This window comes from Amycolatopsis sp. NPDC001319 (assembly GCF_042896185.1).
Lineage (GTDB): Bacteria > Actinomycetota > Actinomycetes > Mycobacteriales > Pseudonocardiaceae > Amycolatopsis.
This window is the reverse complement of sequence record NZ_JBIAWY010000017.1, coordinates 146,832-162,567: the sequence shown is the minus strand read 5'-3', so window position 1 is coordinate 162,567 and position 15,736 is coordinate 146,832. Positions and strand designations below refer to the sequence as shown.

15 protein-coding genes and 1 pseudogene are annotated in these 15,736 nt (G+C 69.8%); 9 read left to right on the top strand and 7 right to left on the bottom strand.

From position 1 onward, the window contains the following. Nucleotides 1-42: 42 nt before the first annotated feature. Nucleotides 43-1,242: pseudogene (locus ACFY1H_RS43240) on the top strand (glycosyltransferase family 39 protein); the annotation flags it as partial. Between the two features lie 82 nt (nt 1,243-1,324). Here the strand turns inward: ACFY1H_RS43240 and ACFY1H_RS43235 are convergent. Continuing rightward, the gene (locus ACFY1H_RS43235; RefSeq protein WP_386955958.1) at nt 1,325-1,918 is read right to left on the bottom strand and encodes a hypothetical protein; all 594 of its coding nucleotides are present in this window, start codon (nt 1,916-1,918) and stop codon (nt 1,325-1,327) included. 118 nt (nt 1,919-2,036) lie between these two features. Here ACFY1H_RS43235 and ACFY1H_RS43230 point away from each other — a divergent pair, with 118 nt between their 5' ends. From ACFY1H_RS43230 to ACFY1H_RS43220, 3 genes are all read left to right on the top strand, one after another. Further along, on the top strand, nt 2,037-3,332 hold the full coding sequence (locus ACFY1H_RS43230; RefSeq protein WP_366583926.1) for a bifunctional glycosyltransferase family 2/GtrA family protein: 1,296 nt from the start codon (nt 2,037-2,039) through the stop codon (nt 3,330-3,332). Further along, complete coding sequence (locus tag ACFY1H_RS43225) at nt 3,329-5,167, top strand: glycosyltransferase family 39 protein (RefSeq protein WP_386955957.1); 1,839 nt, start codon at nt 3,329-3,331, stop codon at nt 5,165-5,167. Before ACFY1H_RS43230 ends, ACFY1H_RS43225 begins: the two co-directional genes overlap by 4 nt. A 162-nt stretch (nt 5,168-5,329) precedes the next feature. Beyond that, nucleotides 5,330-6,037, top strand: coding sequence for a PP2C family protein-serine/threonine phosphatase (locus ACFY1H_RS43220; protein WP_386955956.1), 708 nt, complete (start codon nt 5,330-5,332; stop codon nt 6,035-6,037). Here the strand turns inward: ACFY1H_RS43220 and ACFY1H_RS43215 are convergent. Genes ACFY1H_RS43215 through ACFY1H_RS43205 form a run of 3 tightly spaced genes read right to left on the bottom strand, consistent with a single transcriptional unit; the run spans nt 6,026 to nt 7,245 of the window. After that, nucleotides 6,026-6,613 carry a DUF2127 domain-containing protein gene (locus ACFY1H_RS43215; protein WP_386955955.1) on the bottom strand — a complete coding sequence of 196 codons (588 nt, stop codon included), beginning with the start codon at nt 6,611-6,613 and terminating at the stop codon, nt 6,026-6,028. The two genes, ACFY1H_RS43220 and ACFY1H_RS43215, sit on opposite strands and share 12 nt — an antisense overlap. 27 nt (nt 6,614-6,640) lie before the next feature. Beyond that, nucleotides 6,641-7,069 (bottom strand): hypothetical protein, encoded by a 429-nt coding sequence (locus ACFY1H_RS43210; protein ID WP_386955954.1) that lies wholly within the window; start codon nt 7,067-7,069, stop codon nt 6,641-6,643. Continuing rightward, a complete protein-coding gene (locus ACFY1H_RS43205) occupies nt 7,051-7,245 on the bottom strand; it encodes a zinc finger protein (RefSeq protein ID WP_285973809.1) in 195 nt (64 codons plus the stop codon). Before ACFY1H_RS43205 ends, ACFY1H_RS43210 begins: the two co-directional genes overlap by 19 nt. Nucleotides 7,246-7,349: 104 nt before the next feature. Here ACFY1H_RS43205 and ACFY1H_RS43200 point away from each other — a divergent pair, with 104 nt between their 5' ends. Next, a complete protein-coding gene (locus ACFY1H_RS43200) occupies nt 7,350-8,183 on the top strand; it encodes a helix-turn-helix transcriptional regulator (RefSeq protein WP_366583931.1) in 834 nt (277 codons plus the stop codon). A gap of 13 nt (nt 8,184-8,196) precedes the next feature. Further along, complete coding sequence (locus ACFY1H_RS43195) at nt 8,197-8,373, top strand: DUF397 domain-containing protein (RefSeq protein WP_386955953.1); 177 nt, start codon at nt 8,197-8,199, stop codon at nt 8,371-8,373. 68 nt (nt 8,374-8,441) lie between these two features. Here ACFY1H_RS43195 and ACFY1H_RS43190 read toward each other — a convergent pair whose 3' ends face one another. The 3 genes from ACFY1H_RS43190 to ACFY1H_RS43180 all read right to left on the bottom strand — a co-directional run bounded on the left by ACFY1H_RS43190 (nt 8,442) and on the right by ACFY1H_RS43180 (nt 12,273). Then, the gene (locus ACFY1H_RS43190) at nt 8,442-10,823 is read right to left on the bottom strand and encodes a GH92 family glycosyl hydrolase (protein ID WP_386955951.1); all 2,382 of its coding nucleotides are present in this window, start codon (nt 10,821-10,823) and stop codon (nt 8,442-8,444) included. 159 nt (nt 10,824-10,982) lie between these two features. After that, nucleotides 10,983-12,014, bottom strand: a complete 1,032-nt coding sequence (locus ACFY1H_RS43185; RefSeq protein ID WP_386955950.1) for a hypothetical protein — start codon at nt 12,012-12,014, stop codon at nt 10,983-10,985. A 97-nt stretch (nt 12,015-12,111) separates the two neighbouring features. Then, nucleotides 12,112-12,273 carry a hypothetical protein gene (locus ACFY1H_RS43180; RefSeq protein WP_386955949.1) on the bottom strand — a complete coding sequence of 54 codons (162 nt, stop codon included), beginning with the start codon at nt 12,271-12,273 and terminating at the stop codon, nt 12,112-12,114. A 234-nt stretch (nt 12,274-12,507) separates the two neighbouring features. Here ACFY1H_RS43180 and ACFY1H_RS43175 point away from each other — a divergent pair, with 234 nt between their 5' ends. The 3 genes from ACFY1H_RS43175 to ACFY1H_RS43165 all read left to right on the top strand — a co-directional run bounded on the left by ACFY1H_RS43175 (nt 12,508) and on the right by ACFY1H_RS43165 (nt 15,716). Beyond that, a complete protein-coding gene (locus ACFY1H_RS43175) occupies nt 12,508-13,428 on the top strand; it encodes an ABC transporter substrate-binding protein (RefSeq protein ID WP_366583936.1) in 921 nt (306 codons plus the stop codon). Next, nucleotides 13,428-14,735, top strand: coding sequence for an LLM class flavin-dependent oxidoreductase (locus ACFY1H_RS43170; RefSeq protein WP_366583962.1), 1,308 nt, complete (start codon nt 13,428-13,430; stop codon nt 14,733-14,735). The genes ACFY1H_RS43175 and ACFY1H_RS43170 overlap by 1 nt, the downstream gene beginning before the upstream one ends. A gap of 183 nt (nt 14,736-14,918) precedes the next feature. Continuing rightward, on the top strand, nt 14,919-15,716 hold the full coding sequence (locus ACFY1H_RS43165; RefSeq protein ID WP_386955948.1) for an endonuclease/exonuclease/phosphatase family protein: 798 nt from the start codon (nt 14,919-14,921) through the stop codon (nt 15,714-15,716). Nucleotides 15,717-15,736 lie beyond the last annotated feature (20 nt).

The following is a 15,736-nucleotide window of genomic DNA, read 5'->3' as shown; positions in this document are numbered from 1 at the left end:
GTCCACATGCCCGGCCCAGGCGGGGGCGCCAGGGTGGCTGTCATGACCGCAGTCGCGATTCCCGCCGCGCAGCCCAGGCCGGCGGATGTCAGCCGGCCCCGGTGGGTAAGGCCGGCGTTGGCCGTCCTGCTCGCGGGGACGGCGGTGGGGTACCTGGTGGACCTGAGTGCCTCCGGGTGGGCCAACGCGTTCTACTCCGCGGCCGCCCAGGCGGGGGCGCAGAGCTGGAAGGCGTGGTTCTTCGGGTCGAGCGACGCGGCCAACGGCATCACCGTCGACAAGACCCCCGCGGCGCTCTGGGTGATGGGGCTGGCGACGCGCCTGTTCGCGGTGAACGCGTGGAGCGTGCTCGTGCCGCAGGCGCTGATGGGGGTCGGGTCGACTTATCTGCTCTACGCGACCGTCCGCCGCACCTCGGGAGCCGCGGCGGGGCTGCTGGCCGGGGCGATCCTGAGCCTCACGCCGGCCGCCGCGTTGATCTTCCGGTTCAACAATCCCGACGCGCTGCTCGTTCTGTTGCTCATCGCGGCCGCCTACTGCACGGTGCGGGCGATCGAGAAGGCCAGTCCGAGGTGGCTCGCGTTGGCGGGGGTGGCCGTCGGGTTCGGGTTTCTCGCGAAGATGCTCCAGGCGTTTCTCGTGCTGCCCGCGCTGGGGCTGGCGTATCTGATCGCCGCGCCGACCCCGGCAGGCAAACGCGTCCTCCACCTCGCCGGCGCGCTGGGCGCCGTCGTCGTCTCGGCGGGCTGGTACCTCGCCGTCGTCGCGCTGTGGCCCGCCGCGGATCGGCCCTACATCGGCGGCTCCCAGGACAACAGCCTCCTCGGCCTCACCTTCGGCTACAACGGCTTCGGCCGCATCACCGGCGACGAGACCGGCAGCGTCGGCGGCGGACGCGGCGGCGGCTGGGGCACCACGGGCCTCTTCCGGCTGTTCGGCAGCGAAATGGCCGGCGGCATCGCGTGGCTGCTCCCGGCCGCGCTGCTTGCGTTGGGCGCCGGCCTGTGGTTCACGCGCCGCGCCCGGCGCAGCGACCAAAGCCGCGCGGCGCTCGTGATCTGGGGCGGCTGGCTGCTGGTCACGGCGCTCGTCTTCAGCTACATGGGCGGCATCATCCACCCGTACTACACGGTCGCGCTGGCCCCGGCCGTCGCGGCGCTCGTCGGCACGGCCGTGGTGCAGCTGTGGCGCCTGCGCGACGACCACGCCGCGGCCGGCGTGCTCAGCGGCGGCCTCCTGATGCAAGGCAGCTCCGGCAGCGACGACGCCCGGCAGATCGCCACCTGGGTCGCCGACACCTACCAGGCGACCACAGTGGACGGTGTCACCGTGTACGACCTGACAACCTGAGATAAGCCTCGCCCCGCGGCGAAATCCGGTACCCCACCTCGAGCGAGAGCGTGAGGCCCAGGTCCTTCAGCTTGCGCACGGACCGCTTGAACACCAGCAGTTCCGCCCACCCCAGCTGCTCGGCCAGCGTCCCCGCCCGCAGCCCCGGGTTCGCCTCGATCGCCTCCAGCACCGCCCTCGTCCACGGCCCATCCGGACCCGAAGCGTCAAACCTCGTCAACCGCGCGGAAATCGCCTCGACGTCCGAACCCGACAGTGCCGCGTCCGCCGCCAGCGTGTCCCGCGGATCCCCGCCCTGCACCACGTGGAACGACACCCGGTACAACGGCACCGACTCGTCCCCACGCAGGTTCGCGACCAGCTCCGCCACATCCGCGTAGCCGGCCGCCACCGCGTCCTCGTCCGTCAGATCCTCGACGGCCACCTCGTCGACGTGCTCCACCTCGATGAGGTCGACGCCCGTCCGGTACCGGTGCCCGGCGATCGCCTTGTTGCGCGCCCACCTGCGCACCATCACGGTCACGCGCCCCGCGTGGATGCCTTCCCGCAGCCGTGCCTCGAACAGCATCGGCCCATCCTACGAGCAACCCCCAGCCGTTCAAGATCACCCGATCGGGAGCCGACCCACAGGCGCCCCACAGCGGCGCCACAAGCCGGCCAAAGCCGGGAGCCGAACGATGGCTCCCATGAACGCCACCGCACCCTCCCGAAACGGAACCGGAACCGGGGCCAAGGCGGAAGTGCCGCAGCCCCGGCCCGGGTCGACGCCGGTCGGCCTCGGTGGGCCGCAGCCGGTGCTCGACGTCGTGATCCCGGTGTACAACGAGGAAACCGACCTGGAGCCCTGCATCCGCCGGCTGCACGCGCACCTCGAGGAGCACGCCGGCTACGCCTACCGCATCACCATCGCGGACAACGCGAGCACCGACAAGACGCTCCCCGTCGCCGAGCGGCTCGCGAGAGAGTTCGCCCAGGTCGAGGTCCACCACCTCGACGAGAAGGGCCGCGGCCGCGCGCTCAACGCCGTCTGGTCCACTTCGGACGCCCAGGTGCTGGCCTACATGGACGTCGACCTCTCCACCGACCTCGCCGCCCTGCAGCCGCTCGTGGCGCCGCTGCTGTCCGGTCACTCGGACCTCGCCATCGGCAGCCGGCTCGCGCGAGGCGCGCGCGTGGTGCGCGGCCCCAAACGTGAGTTCATTTCACGCTGCTACAACCTCATCCTCAAGAGCGCACTCGCCGCCCGGTTCTCCGACGCGCAGTGCGGCTTCAAGGCCATCCGCGCCGACGTCGCCCGCCGTCTGCTCCCCCACGTGCGGGACACGGGCTGGTTCTTCGACACCGAGCTCCTCGTCCTCGCGCAGCGCGCGGGCCTGAGGATCCACGAGGTCCCCGTCGACTGGGTGGACGACCCCGAGTCGTCCGTCCACATCGTCAAGACGGCCACCGAAGACCTCAAGGGCATCGTGCGCATCACGCGGGCCACGTTCACCGGCGAGATCCCCGTGCGCCGCCTGCGCGAGCAGCTCGGGCGCGAGCCCATCGGCGTCACCGCGCCCGGCGTCCCGCCCGGCCTCGTGAAGCAGCTCGTGCGCTTCGCCGCCGTCGGGGTCGCCAGCACCGCCGCGTACCTGCTGCTGTTCCTTCTGCTCCGCAACGGAATCGGCTCGCAGCCCGCGAACTTCCTCGCCCTGTTCGTCACGGCTGTCGCCAATACCGCGGTCAACCGGCGCGTCACGTTCGGCGTCCGCGGGCGCGGCGGGGCCGGGCGCCACCAGTTCGAGGGCCTGATCGTGTTCGGCCTCGGCCTGGTGCTCACCAGCGGCTCGCTGGCCCTGCTCAACCACACGACCCACCCCGGGCTCGTGCTGGAGACCACCGTGCTCGTGCTGGCGAACCTCGCCGCCACGGTGCTGCGCTTCCTGTTGCTGCGCGGCTGGGTGTTCAACCCTCGCCGGCGCCCGTCCGAGGAGACCCCATGACCGCCACGCTCGCCGTCCCCGCCAAGAAGAACCCGATACATCGCAAGGAAAACTTGCCGCCGTGGGTGCGCCCGGCCGTGTTCGGCCTCCTGGCCCTCACGGCCGGGCTCTACTTCTGGGACCTCACGGCCTCGGGCTTCGGCAACTCTTTCTACGCCGCCGCCGTGCAGTCGGGCACGCAGAACGTCGAGGCCTGGCTCTTCGGCTCGCTGGACTCCGGCAACGTGATCACCGTCGACAAACCACCCGCCGCCCTCTGGGTCGGCACGGCCTTCGCACGCATCTTCGGCTTCTCCAGCTTCACGGTGCTGGCCCCGCAGGCGCTCATGGGCGTCGCGTCCGTCGGACTGCTCTACCTGACGGTCCGCCGGGTCTCCGGCCCCGTCCCCGGCCTCCTCGCCGGTGCCGGACTCGCCCTGACACCCGTCGCCGCGCTGATGTTCCGCTTCAACAACCCCGACGCCCTGCTCGTCCTGCTGCTCATCGCCGCCGCCTACTTCACCGTGCGGGCACTGGAAAAGGCGAGCCCGGGCTGGCTCGCACTGGCCGGTGTGGCCATCGGCTTCGGCTTCCTGACGAAGATGATGCAGGCCTTCCTCGTCCTGCCCGCCTTCGCGCTGGCCTACCTCATCGCCGCCCCGGTGACGCTCGGGAAGCGCTTGCTCCACCTCCTCTCCGCCGCGGCCGCCGTGGTCGTGTCCGCGGGCTGGTTCGTGGCGCTCGTCGAGCTGTGGCCCGCCGCGTCCCGGCCCTACATCGGCGGCAGCACCGGCGACAGCCTCCTGGAGCTGGCACTGGGCTACAACGGGCTCGGGCGCATCTTCGGCGGCGAAGGCAACGCCGGAGGCGGTTTCGGCGGCGGTGGCAACGCGGGCGGCAACACGATGTTCGGCGGCAGCTCCGGCCTCGGCCGCATGTTCGGCGCCAGCTTCGGCACGGAGGTCTCCTGGCTGCTGCCCGCCGCGATCATCAGCCTCGTCGCCGGCCTGTGGTTCACCCGCCGCGCCGCGCGCACCGACCGCACCCGCGCCGCGCTCGTCGTCTGGGGCGGCTGGCTGCTCGTCACGGGACTGGTGTTCAGCTTCATGAGCGGCACCATCCACCCGTACTACGCCGTGCAGCTCGCCCCCGCGATCGCCGCCCTGGTCGCGATTTCCGGCCACGCGCTGTGGCGCGGCCGCGCCCAGACCGCGCCACGGGCCGTGCTCGGCGCGATGATCGCCGTGACGGCCGTGTGGAGCTTCATCCTCCTCGACCGCACGCCCGACTGGTTCCCCGCGCTGCGGTGGATCATCGTGGTGCTGGGGGTGCTCGTCGCGACGGTCGTGGTCGTCGGCGTGCCCCCACTGCGCAAGGCGCTGGTGGTGCTGGCCGCGGTGAGTGTGCTGACGCTCGGCCTCGGCACCGCCGCCTACGCCGTCGACACGGCCGCCCAGCCCCACACCGGCTCCATCCCCATGTCCGGCCCGGCCACCACCGGCGGGTTCGGAGGGGGCGGCTTCGGCGGCGAACAAGCCGACACCATGGTCAGCCGGCTACTGGCCCAGACCACCACGAAGTGGGCCGCCGCCACCACCGGCTCCCAGTCGGCCGCGAGCCTGGAACTGGCCGGCGGCAAGTCCGTGATCGGCGTCGGCGGCTGGTCCGGCAGCGACCCGGCCCCGACGCTCGCGGAGTTCCAGCAGTACGTGGCGAACGGCCAGGTCTCCTATTACGTCGACGGCGGCCGCGGAGGCGGGCCCGGTGGCGGCTCCAGCGAGATCACCGAGTGGGTCGCGACGAACTTCACCGCCACCACCGTCGGCAACACGACCGTCTACGACCTCACGAAGTGACCACCCGGAGGCCATCTCGCCCAGTGCGAGGTGGCCTCCGCCGGTGTGAGGCAGAGGTTTAGGCCAACAGGGGAAAAACAGCCACTCCTCAGGATGTTCCCAGGAAACGGGCGCATTCTGGAAAGTGCAAGGGGGAAAGCCGCGAACACCCGGGAGGTCACGATGGCCGGATACCCACGCTGGCACACCGCCAGCGCCCAGGGCCCCCGCGAGCGCAACGCCGACGCCGTGAGCGCCTACGCCCTCGCCGGCGCGCCCGGGATCACCTTCGCGCTCGCCGACGGCGTCGGCGACGACCCCGGCGCCGGCCGCGCCGCCCAGACCGCCGCCGCGGCCGCCGCGCGCACGCCCGTGCAGAGCGGGCCCGTCGCCGCGATCCTCAACGCCCAGCGCGCCCTGCGCGAGCTCGGCGGCACCGGCGACGCCGTGCTCGTGGTCGCCATGCCCTTCCCCGGCGGCTACCGCATCGCGTGGGTCGGCGACTCCCGCGCGTACGCCTGGGACGGCACCATGATCCGCAAGCTCACCACCGACCACACGCTCGCCGAGTACTTCCGCGCGCGCCACCAGCCGTACTCGCCGCGCATGGAGCACATGGTCACCACGAGCGTGCGCACCACGAAACCCGACGAGATCGGCACGACGGAGGTCGTCGGCGGCGGCCTGCTGCTCACCAGCGACGGCGTGCACAAGGTCCTCCCGCCCTCCACCATCGACGAGATCCTGGCCGACCCCGAGCGCGGCGCCGCGGCGCTGGTCGAGACGGCCATCGCCTTCGGCGGCACCGACAACGCCACCGCGCTCTTCGTCGAACAGCCGGAGGTGGACGTGGCCGCCATCGTCACCGAACGATTTCCTTCAGCTGCCTGAACCGGCGCCGCCTGAGCCCGGGCTGCCCGGCTCACGCTGATCGGCGCGTTCCCGGCGCAGCTGCCGGTATTCGCGGTAGACGAGCACGATGATCACCGCGTCGAGCGCCGCGAAGAACGGCAACGCGATCGAATGCGTGTCGATCGCCCGGTACACCTCGTAGACCACGAACGCGCCCAGCACCACCATCGCCACCGGGTAGGCGCGCACCCACTTGCGCGAGAGCGCGAACACCAGCGCCAGCTTGATCACGCCGTGGGCCAGCAGGTACGCGACCGCGAACGTCTTCGTCCCACCGTCCACGAAGTGCTCGGTCGCGAGCTCCAGGTGGTGGGCGAGCGTGCCCGACGGGTCGCCCAGCAGGTCGCGCGTGATCACGGCATGGGTGAATCCGGTGACCACCGACGACGGGATGAACGCCAGGATCAGCGCCCCGACCAGCTGCAGCGCGCCGTCGAGCCCTTTGAGCGCGATCGCGATCTTGAACAGCCGCTCGGTGCTCGTCTTCTGGCTCTTCTGGTTCTTCGGGTCGTTCTGGTCCTTCTCGTCCTTCGCCCCCTGCTCGTCCTCTGCCATCGGTCCAGCCAACACGAAAACCGCCGGTCACGCTCGCGAAGAGCCCCGGGCTTGGCACGATTCGCACCTTTGGTGCCGTGCCGCGCGGTTCGTGGCGTCGCGGCCGTAGAACGGGTAACACGCCGAACCGCACAACGCCAGGAACACGTTCCCGCACCGCAACGGCCTCGGCCCCACCTGGTGCACCAGCCCGATGACGTGCCGGCGCGTGCCCGCCTCCGGCAGCCAGCCGTCGGGCGGCAGCACGGCGAGGATGGCGGCGTTCAGCTCGTCCGACCTGGTCACCAGCGCGCCACCCAGGTCGAGCAACCGCTCGCCGAGGTCGCGCAACGCGTCGGGGCGCGGCAGGTCTTCCTCGAACGTGCGCGCCAGGAACGCCAGATCCGTGGCCAGCGACGCGTGCAGATCCCGGATCCGCTCGAGGAGCACGGTGTCGTTCACGTCCGGCTCAACCACGCCGACGAACACACCGCACACGTCGGATCGAACCAATTCCCGCCGAGCTGCGGAACGTCCTCCCGCGCCACGGTCACCTCCACCCCGCACAACGCGACGAACGATTCCTCCGGACGCGGCGCGAAAGGCCCTTCGAGGGCGTGCCGTTTTCCCTCGGCCTGCTGCCATCTCAACACAACGGTCTCCCCTATTCAGCAACGTGCCGAACTTAGCCTTCTGTGCACAGCGGTAAACGCCAACGGCGGCCCGGGTGATCATCCGATTACGTATGCTGACGCCCATGACCAAGCCTTCTGGCACCCCGCGCGCCGTGGCGCTGGGTGCGGCGCTGCGCGAAGTGCGCGAAGCGAAGAAGTTCGGCCTTCGCGAACTGTCGCGGGCACTCGACCTGAACCCGAGTCTCGTTGCGCACTGGGAAGCCGGAACCCGCATCCCCTCCATCGAGGACGTCTCCGCCATGCTGGGCTTCTTCCGCGTGATCGGCGAGTCGAAGCGGCGGATCATGGACCTGGCGCGCAATGTCCGGGACCCCAACTGGATGGCCACCGGCGAGGCGGAGCTGACTCCGGAATTGACCACCCTGCTGCAATACGAACAGGGTGCAAAGTCAATCAGCGCGTGGGCTACCTATGTCATTCCGGGAATATTGCAGACACCGGATTATGCACGCAGGGTATTCGAAGCTTCGGGACTCACCGACACCCAGACAGATGCGCGCATTCGGGTTCGGCTCGATCGACAGAAGATTCTTACTCGGCGCGATCCGATCAAGTATTCCGCGACCATTTCCCTCCATGCCATCGATGAACCGTTGGCACCTGATTGGGTCATGTCAGACCAGATGGATCACCTACTGGCCTTGTCGGAGCGACCCAACGTCACGCTGCGAGTCCTGCCACGACGGCCACAATACCACCCCGGCATGGCGGGATCGTTCACGATTTATGAATATGGCCATCGGAATCCCGTTGTACTGCTTGAGCAGTTCAGTACTACCTCGTTCCTCAGCAGCGATAAGGATGGGAGTCTCTATCAGCAGCTTGCTAGGCTTCTGGCCGGAGAGGCGTTGAGCGAAGAAGCCAGCCGCGAGGTGATCGCGGAGGCAGCGAGATAGGCGGAGGCCAGACATGCAGGCTGCCCAGTGGCGGAAGTCGTCCTACAGTCAGGCGAATTCCGAGTGTGTCGAGGTGGCCGTCTCGGAGGAGATCGGTGTCCGGGACACCAAGAATCGCGAAGCGGGACAACTCACCGTCTCGCGCGAAGCGTGGCAGGGCGTGCTCGCCGCGTTGCAGGCGAAGCACTGAAGCAACTGAAGCTCGCGAAGCACTGAAGCCCGGGGTTGCGGCCCTGTTGGACCGCAACCCCGGACTTGTCAGGCGCGCGCCACCGCCGGCGGACCGGCGTTGACGCCCCAGCTCGTCGGGGTGTCCGAGAGCTGAATCTTGATCGTCCCCGCACGCAGCAGGTCCTTGTGCGACAGCCAGCTCTGGCGCAGCTTGCCGTCGTTGCCCCGGTTGCCGGGGCCGTCGGTCTTGACCGAGGACACGTACTGCAGCTTCGACGCGCTGGCGCCCGGGGCCTCGATGGTGATCGTGCGGCCGTGCTCGGGCCTGATCTCGACCTTGTCGAACATGGGCGCGGTGATCACGTAGGTCGCGGAGCCGGGCTGGGCCTCGAAGATGCCGGCCATGGCGAAGACGAGCAGCGACGAGGTGGCGCCGAGGTCGTCGTTGCCGGGCATGCCGTAGACATTGTCGGTGAAGAGCGTGCGCATGGCGCGCAGCACGGCCGACGTCTTCCACGGCGCGCCGGTCCACGTGTACATCCACGGGGCGGCGAAGTCGGGCTCGTTGTTGGGGTTGAAGGCGAAGTTGTTGTGGTAGTCGTAGGCGCCCGTCACCCAGGAGTCCGCGGCGGCCTTCGCCGGGTCCGTGAGCACGGTGGGCATGTCGAAGAACTTGTCGAGCCGCTGCTCGGCCTGCCCGGCGCCGCCCATCAGCCCGAAGAGGGTCTGCGGGTCCTGCTGGCCCATCCACTGGTACTGCCAGGCCGTGCCCTCGTGGAAGGCGTTGGTCTGCGTCGGGTCGGGGTTGCCCACGGTCGAGCCGTCGGCGTTCTTCGGGACGGGGAAGCCGGTGAAGCCCTGGGAGGTGATCGTCGGGTCCCAGAGTTTGGTGAAATTGTCACAGCGGCTTGCGAGAGTTTTCGCCTTGTCCTGGTAACCCAGCCCCGCCGCCATGGTGGAAAGCGAACAGTCGCCCAGCGCGTACTCGAGCGTGGCGGAGCCGGCCTGGCGGCTGTCGCCGAACTTGTAGCCGGGCAGGTTCTGGTAGGCGACCCAGCCGTTCTGCACGTAGCTGGGGTTGCCGTCGCGGCCGCGGAAGATCGACTGGTCGGCGGGGACCTCGTTGGCGTTCTTCCAGAGCGCGTCGAACAGGCCGTGCGCGGTGCGGTTGTCGAGCAGGCCGCGGTTGTAGAGGTCCACGACCCACGGGGTGATGGGGTCGCCGGACATCACGTTGGTCTCGCTGTTGCCGAGGCCCCAGCGTGGTAACCAGCCACCGTCCTGGTAGATGTGCAACACCGACTTGGCCATGTCGGCGGCCTTGTCCGGGTGCAGCAGCGCCACGAGCTGGTTCTGCGAGCGGTAGGTGTCCCAGAGCGAGAACATCTGGTAGTACGTCGAATCGGCCTTGTGCACCTGGTCGTCGAAGCCGCGGTAGCGGTTGTCCACATCGGACCCGACCGACGGGTGCAGCAGCGAGTGGTAGAGCGCGGTGTAATACGTACGCTGGTCTGGTGTTGTTCCACCAGCCACCCGCATGCGGTCGAGCTCGTTCTCCCAGGTGTTGTGCGCTTGGGAACGCGCGTTGTCAAAAGACTTCGGCTGCTCGGTCTTGCGGTTGAGCCGGGCGCCGTCGATCGAGGTGTAGGACAGGCCCACGGACGCGCCGACCTGGTCACCCTTACTGGGGTCGAACGTCAGGTAGGCGCCGGCGCGCTGGGTGCCGCGGGAGGCGTCGCGCTGGTTCGGGGTGATCGTGCCGTCGGTCCAGGTGCCGAAGCTCTGGAACTTGCGGTCGAACTTGGCGCTGAAGAAGATCCGGTAGCGCTCCTTGCCGGTCTCGCCGCAGAAGTTGCCGCCCTGCAGCCAGCCTTCCACGGTGTCGCTGCCGACCACGTGGACGTCGCCGGCGTAGGTGGAGCCGTTGCTCTGGCCGACCTCCACCAGCACGTTCTCGGGTCCCGAGCCGGCGGGGTAGGTGTAGCGGTGCTGGCCGGTGCGCTGCGTCGCGGTGAGCTCGGCCTGGATGCCGTTGTCGAACTTCACGCCGTAGTAGCCGGGCGCGCGGGTTTCGTTGGCGTGGCTGAACTTCGCGCCGTAGGCCGCCGGGTCCGACGACGTGACGGCGCCGGTGGTCGGCATGAAGCGGAAGTTGCCCATCGTCTGGCAGCCGACGCCCGAGAGGTGCGTGTGGCTGAAGCCGAGGATGGTGTCCTGCTTGTAGTCGTAGGAGGCGTACTGGTTCAGCTGCGTGTCGGGGCTCAGCTGCACCATCCCGAACGGCACCGCGGCGCCCGGGAACGTGGTCCCGTCGCCGTTGTTGCCGATGCTGGTGTCGACGAGCGTGGTGGGGTCGTCGGCGAACTTCGGGCCTTGCTGGGCCTGGGCGGTGGCTGCCGTGGTGGTGGCCGCTGTGGCCACGGCACTGGCGAGCACCAAGGCGGCGAACACGCGTTTCCGCGCTCTCATCGCGTTCCTTTCGGGTGACAACGTTGTCAGATCGGGGTGTCTACGATCTTTGCCCGTTCCGTGGGGTTCCGTCAATCCACCGCCTGTACCAGTGGCCGATTCACCTGGCGGCTGAATCGGTTCCGGTGGTGCAGACCACTGGTGTGCCGGTTCCGCTGGTCAGTGCCAGGCTTCGCGCTCGGTGCGCACCACCGCGTCGCGGTCCGCCGCCTCCTCGATCGCCAGCGCGATCCGGTGGTCCTCGATGCCGTCGGCCAGCGGGTACGGCGGCGGGCCTTCGTCGCGGACCCAGGCGCCGGTATCGGCCAGGAGGGTGGCGATGGCGATCTCTTCGTCGTTCCACCGGCGGCCCTGGTAGGGGTTCCGGTGGAGGACCTCGGAGCCGAAGGTGAGGTGGTCGGTGTCGAAGCCGTCGAGGTCGAGGTCGTAGCCGGTCTGGCGGCGGACGATCGGGGTGTGGACGATCGTGCGGTCGGCGGTCAGCCGCAGGACGTCCTGGTCGGCCAGCTCGCCGCGGGTGCCGCGGACGAGCAGGCGGCGGTGCAGGAGCTGGTTGTGCCACTGGTTGTCGGTGAAGTCGTAGACGCCGAGACCCTGCTCGAAGACGATCGTGGCGAACGTGGTGACCGCGGGTTTGGTCTCGACGTTCTCGGCCCAGCCCGCGCGGGACAGCGGGTCCGCCAGCAACGCGGTCGTCCGCGTGGCGCGCACCTCCACCGGCCCGCGGCCGGCGCCGAGGAAGGTCCGCATCGACGACACGGCGTGGTACTGGTGCGTGGAGGACACGTCGACGCGCGTGATGTCGCCGATCACCCCCGAGCGCGCCAGCGCGATGCGGGCCGCGTGGGCGGGCATCCGGCTGTACTGCTCGGCGACCTGGACCAGACCACTCGGGCCGACGTCTCGCCACAGCGCCCTGAGGCCGTCCAGGTCGGGCGCCGGCGGTGTCTCCGCGAGCACCCGCACGCCGCGGCCCACCAGCTCCCGGATCAGGCCGGGCGTCACGTGCCAGGGCACCGACGTCACCACGAAGTCGGGCTTCTTCGCGAGACACTCGTCCAGCGAGGTGAACACGGGCACCGGCAGCTCCTTCGGGCTGCGCGACACCACACCGAGGCAGTCGAGCTCGTCCGCGAGCCGCCAGAAGTACTCCGCGCGCCAGCCGGACCCCACGATCGCGTAACTCGTCACGTGATCAACGTAGCCCGGTCGCAGGTGCCGCGACCATGCGTGCTTCGACGGTTCTCGGTTCGGCGGTTCTCGGTTCGGCGCCGGGTGGATCCGCGGCTCAACGCTTGCGGGAGCGCTCGGCGGCCCATCGCGCAAGCAGGCCCGCCCCGAGGACCACGAACACCGTCAGCGGAACCTGGAGGTAGTCACCGCCGGTCAGCGAGACGACCAAGATCGCCAGGCCCGCCGCGAGGACCAGGACCAGCAGCGTTCTTGTCACGGGGCTGTCGCCTTCGGGATCAGGTCGTCCGCGAGCGTCTTCGATTGTTGCACCGGTGGCTCGTCGCGGATGACCTTTCGGACCGATATTTCTGGCCGTGAATCGGGAATAACCGCTGTCCCCAGCGGACGGCGCCCCCGTGTGATTCCCACGATGTGGTTTCTGTCGGTACCCGTCTATAGGGTCCCAGTGATCGGTCACCCAGACCGTTCTCGACCCGAGGAGTGTGGGCACGTGCGCTGGACCCGGACCATCCGAGCGGCCGCGCTGCTGGCCGTGGCGGCGCTGGGCCTCACGGCCTGCGGTGGCGGCGGCAGTGACCAGCCGGCTGCGCAGAGCAAGGGCGGCGCGCCGATCGTGGTGGCGTCGTTCAACTTCACCGACAGCCAGATCCTCGCGGAGATCTACGCGGGCGCGCTGGAGGCGAAGGGCTACCCGGTCACGCGGAAGCTGAACCTGGGTTCGCGCGAGCTGATCTACCCGTCCCTGAAGAAGGGTGAGCTGCAGTTCGTGCCGGAGTACCAGGGCGCGGCCATCGCGACCGGCTTCGGCAAGGACGCGGTGAAGGACGCGGCCGGGGAGCACACCCAGCTGGCCGCGCTGTTCAAGCCCGAGGGCATCGGCCTGCTGAACTACGCGCCGGCCGAGGACAAGGACGTCTACATCGTGAAGGCGGACCTGGCGAAGTCCAAGGGCCTCTCGACGATCGGCGACCTGAAGAAGCTCGACAAGGTCGTGATGGCGGGCGGTCCGGAGTGCGAGACGCGGCTGCCGTGCTTCAAGGGCTTCCAGGACGTGTACAAGCTCACGAACGCGACGTTCAAGACCGTGCAGGAGATCGGCCCGCGGGTGCAGGAGCTCGACTCGGGTGGCGCGACCGTGATCCCGGTCGACTCGGTGAGCCCGGTGGCCGGTGACTCGAAGTACGTGGTGCTCAAGGACGACCTCGGGATCGAGCCGACGGAGAACGTCGTGCCGGCGGTGAGCCAGAAGGTGCTCGACGAGCGGGGCGCGGACTTCGCGGCGACGGTGAACGCCGTGAGCGCGAAGCTGACCACCGACGAGCTGCGCGACCTCAACAGCCGTGTCGACGCCGACGGTGACCCGGCCGCCGACGTCGCGAAGGACTGGCTGAAGCAGCAGGGCCTGGCGTGATGCGACCGCTGCACTTCAACGCGTTCATCTGGCCCAACGGCTACCACGAGTCCGCGTGGCGCGTGGTCGGCGACGACGTGCGCGGGGTCCTCGGCCTGCCGTACTTCGCCGACATCGCGCGCACGGCCGAGCGCGGCCTGCTGGACACGGTGTTCCTGGCCGACAACATCGCCATCCCCGAGTACCGGGTGTCGCACCTGCCGCAGACGCAGTTCGACCCGATCTCGGTGCTGTCGGCGCTGGCCGGCGTCACCAGCCACATCGGACTGATCGGCACGGGATCCACCACGTACAACAAGCCGTGGGAGCTCGCGCGCCGCTTCGCGACGCTCGATCACCTCAGCGGCGGGCGCGCGGGCTGGAACATCGTCACCACGGTCACCTCACTGGCCGCGGCGAACTTCGGCGAGGCCGCGCACCCCGACCACGCCGACCGCTACGCGCGGGCGCACGAGTTCGTCGACGTCGTCAAACGTTCGTGGGACAGCTGGGAAGACGACGCCATCGTCGGCGACCGCCCGGACGGTGTCTGGGCCGACCGGTCGAAGCTGCACGCGCCGCACTTCCACGGCGAGTTCTACGACGTCGAGGGCATCCTGCCGTTCCCGCGCTCGCCGCAGGGGTGGCCCGTGCTGGTGCAGGCGGGGCAGTCGGCCGCGGGCATCGGGCTCGCCGCGCGTCACGCGGAGCTGGTGTTCTCGGGTCCGCCGTCGCTGGAGGCGGCCGTCGCGTTCCGCACCGACCTGCACGCGCAAGCCGCCAAGGCCGGGCGTGCTCCCGAGCACGTGCTGGTGCTGCCGGCGTTGATGATCACGCTCGGCGACACCGAAGCGGCCGCACAGGAAAAGGCCCAGCGCCTGGAGGACCTGTCCAGCGAGGAGTTCCGCTGGCAGAACGTGCTCTACACCGCCGGGCTCGATCCGGACGCGTACGACCCGGACGCGCCGTTGCCCGCGGAGCTGCTCGAAGCGCCCGCGGCGTCGAGCCGGGCGGCGCAGCTCGTCGAGGCGGCCCGAGCCGAGCCGACCGCGACGCTGCGACAGCTGACCTCGGCCATGAAGAGCGGTGCGGGGCAGTACCACTTCGTCGGCACACCCGAGCAGCTCACCGACCACATCCTCACCTGGCAGGACGCGGGCGCGGTCGACGGGTTCACGATCATGGGCTCGACCCTCCCGTACGAGCTGGCCACCTTCGTCGACCACGTGGTGCCGCAGCTTCAGGCGAAGGGCCGCTTCCGCACGGAGTACACCGGGTCGACCCTGCGCGAGCACCTCGACCTGCCCCGGCCCGCGGGGCGCGGCTGACGCGATCGCGGGCACCACGGAAGCCGCCGGCGCAGGTTCCGGGGTGCCCGCGATCGCGAGAAACCGCAGTGGCGCAACGGAAAGCGCCGAACTCCGGGACGAAAGTTGCCCGCCGGACGTCCACCCGGTGAACTCTTGCCGAGAGGTCTTCGGGTGGCCCGGCCCGGGCCGCAGAATCTGCTCGTGACTCAACGTTTCGCAGCGCGTCTGCGCACTGTTTTGTTCTGTCTGCTGGCCTTCGGGCTCCTGTCCCCCGCCGTCACCACCGCCATCGCCGGCGCGGCCGAGGCCGGGCACGGGCGGTCGCCGTACTCGCTGCTGCAGATGAACGTCTGCTCCAGCGGCTACGCCGGCTGCTACCCCGGCACCCAATACCCGAAGATCGTCGACGAGGTCGTCGCCAAGATCAAGGCGAACAACGTCGACGCGGTCACCCTCAACGAGGCGTGCAGCGGCGACGTGGCCCAGGTCGCCGCGCGCACCCGCTACCACTACCGGTTCGCCACGGTGATCTACAACGGCGCCCCGCTGGCCTGCAAAACCCCGGAAGGCCGCGGGTTCTTCGGCAACGCCGTGCTGACCAAGGACGCGATCCGCGCCGCCCAGGACGCGCCGTACTCCGTGTTCAGCGGCGTGGAGCAGCGCCGCTGGCTGTGCGTGACGACCGCGCGCGGAGTGGACGTCTGCACCAGCCACCTGTCGACCGACGGCGAGGCCCCCGGCACGACGAACTCCGTCCAGTGCACCGAGCTGTCCACCGTGCTCGCCGCCCGGCACCGGCCGGCCATCTTCGCCGGTGACGTCAACCGGCACCCTTCGTGCGCGCCCCAGGGCTTCTGGACGCTGACCGACGCGGCCGCCGCCAAGGACCCCGGCATCCAGCACTCCTACGGCACCCTCGCGGCGCCCCGCGCGCAGATCCTGCCGACGACCTACACCGACCACGACGCGCTCCTGATCCACGCCGAACTCCGGCACTGACCCGACGCCGGTCCGGGCGC

What these genes read in the sequence shown, in the direction of transcription:
- ACFY1H_RS43200 (WP_366583931.1), top strand. Translation starts at nt 7,350, where the DNA reads ATGACCAAGCCTTCTGGCACCCCGCGCGCCGTGGCGCTGGGTGCGGCG.
- ACFY1H_RS43225 (WP_386955957.1), top strand. Translation starts at nt 3,329, where the DNA reads ATGACCGCCACGCTCGCCGTCCCCGCCAAGAAGAACCCGATACATCGC.
- ACFY1H_RS43170 (WP_366583962.1), top strand. Translation starts at nt 13,428, where the DNA reads ATGCGACCGCTGCACTTCAACGCGTTCATCTGGCCCAACGGCTACCAC.
- ACFY1H_RS43235 (WP_386955958.1), bottom strand. Translation starts at nt 1,918, where the DNA reads ATGCTGTTCGAGGCACGGCTGCGGGAAGGCATCCACGCGGGGCGCGTG.
- ACFY1H_RS43230 (WP_366583926.1), top strand. Translation starts at nt 2,037, where the DNA reads ATGAACGCCACCGCACCCTCCCGAAACGGAACCGGAACCGGGGCCAAG.
- ACFY1H_RS43215 (WP_386955955.1), bottom strand. Translation starts at nt 6,613, where the DNA reads ATGGCAGAGGACGAGCAGGGGGCGAAGGACGAGAAGGACCAGAACGAC.
- ACFY1H_RS43220 (WP_386955956.1), top strand. Translation starts at nt 5,330, where the DNA reads ATGGCCGGATACCCACGCTGGCACACCGCCAGCGCCCAGGGCCCCCGC.
- ACFY1H_RS43190 (WP_386955951.1), bottom strand. Translation starts at nt 10,823, where the DNA reads ATGAGAGCGCGGAAACGCGTGTTCGCCGCCTTGGTGCTCGCCAGTGCC.
- ACFY1H_RS43195 (WP_386955953.1), top strand. Translation starts at nt 8,197, where the DNA reads ATGCAGGCTGCCCAGTGGCGGAAGTCGTCCTACAGTCAGGCGAATTCC.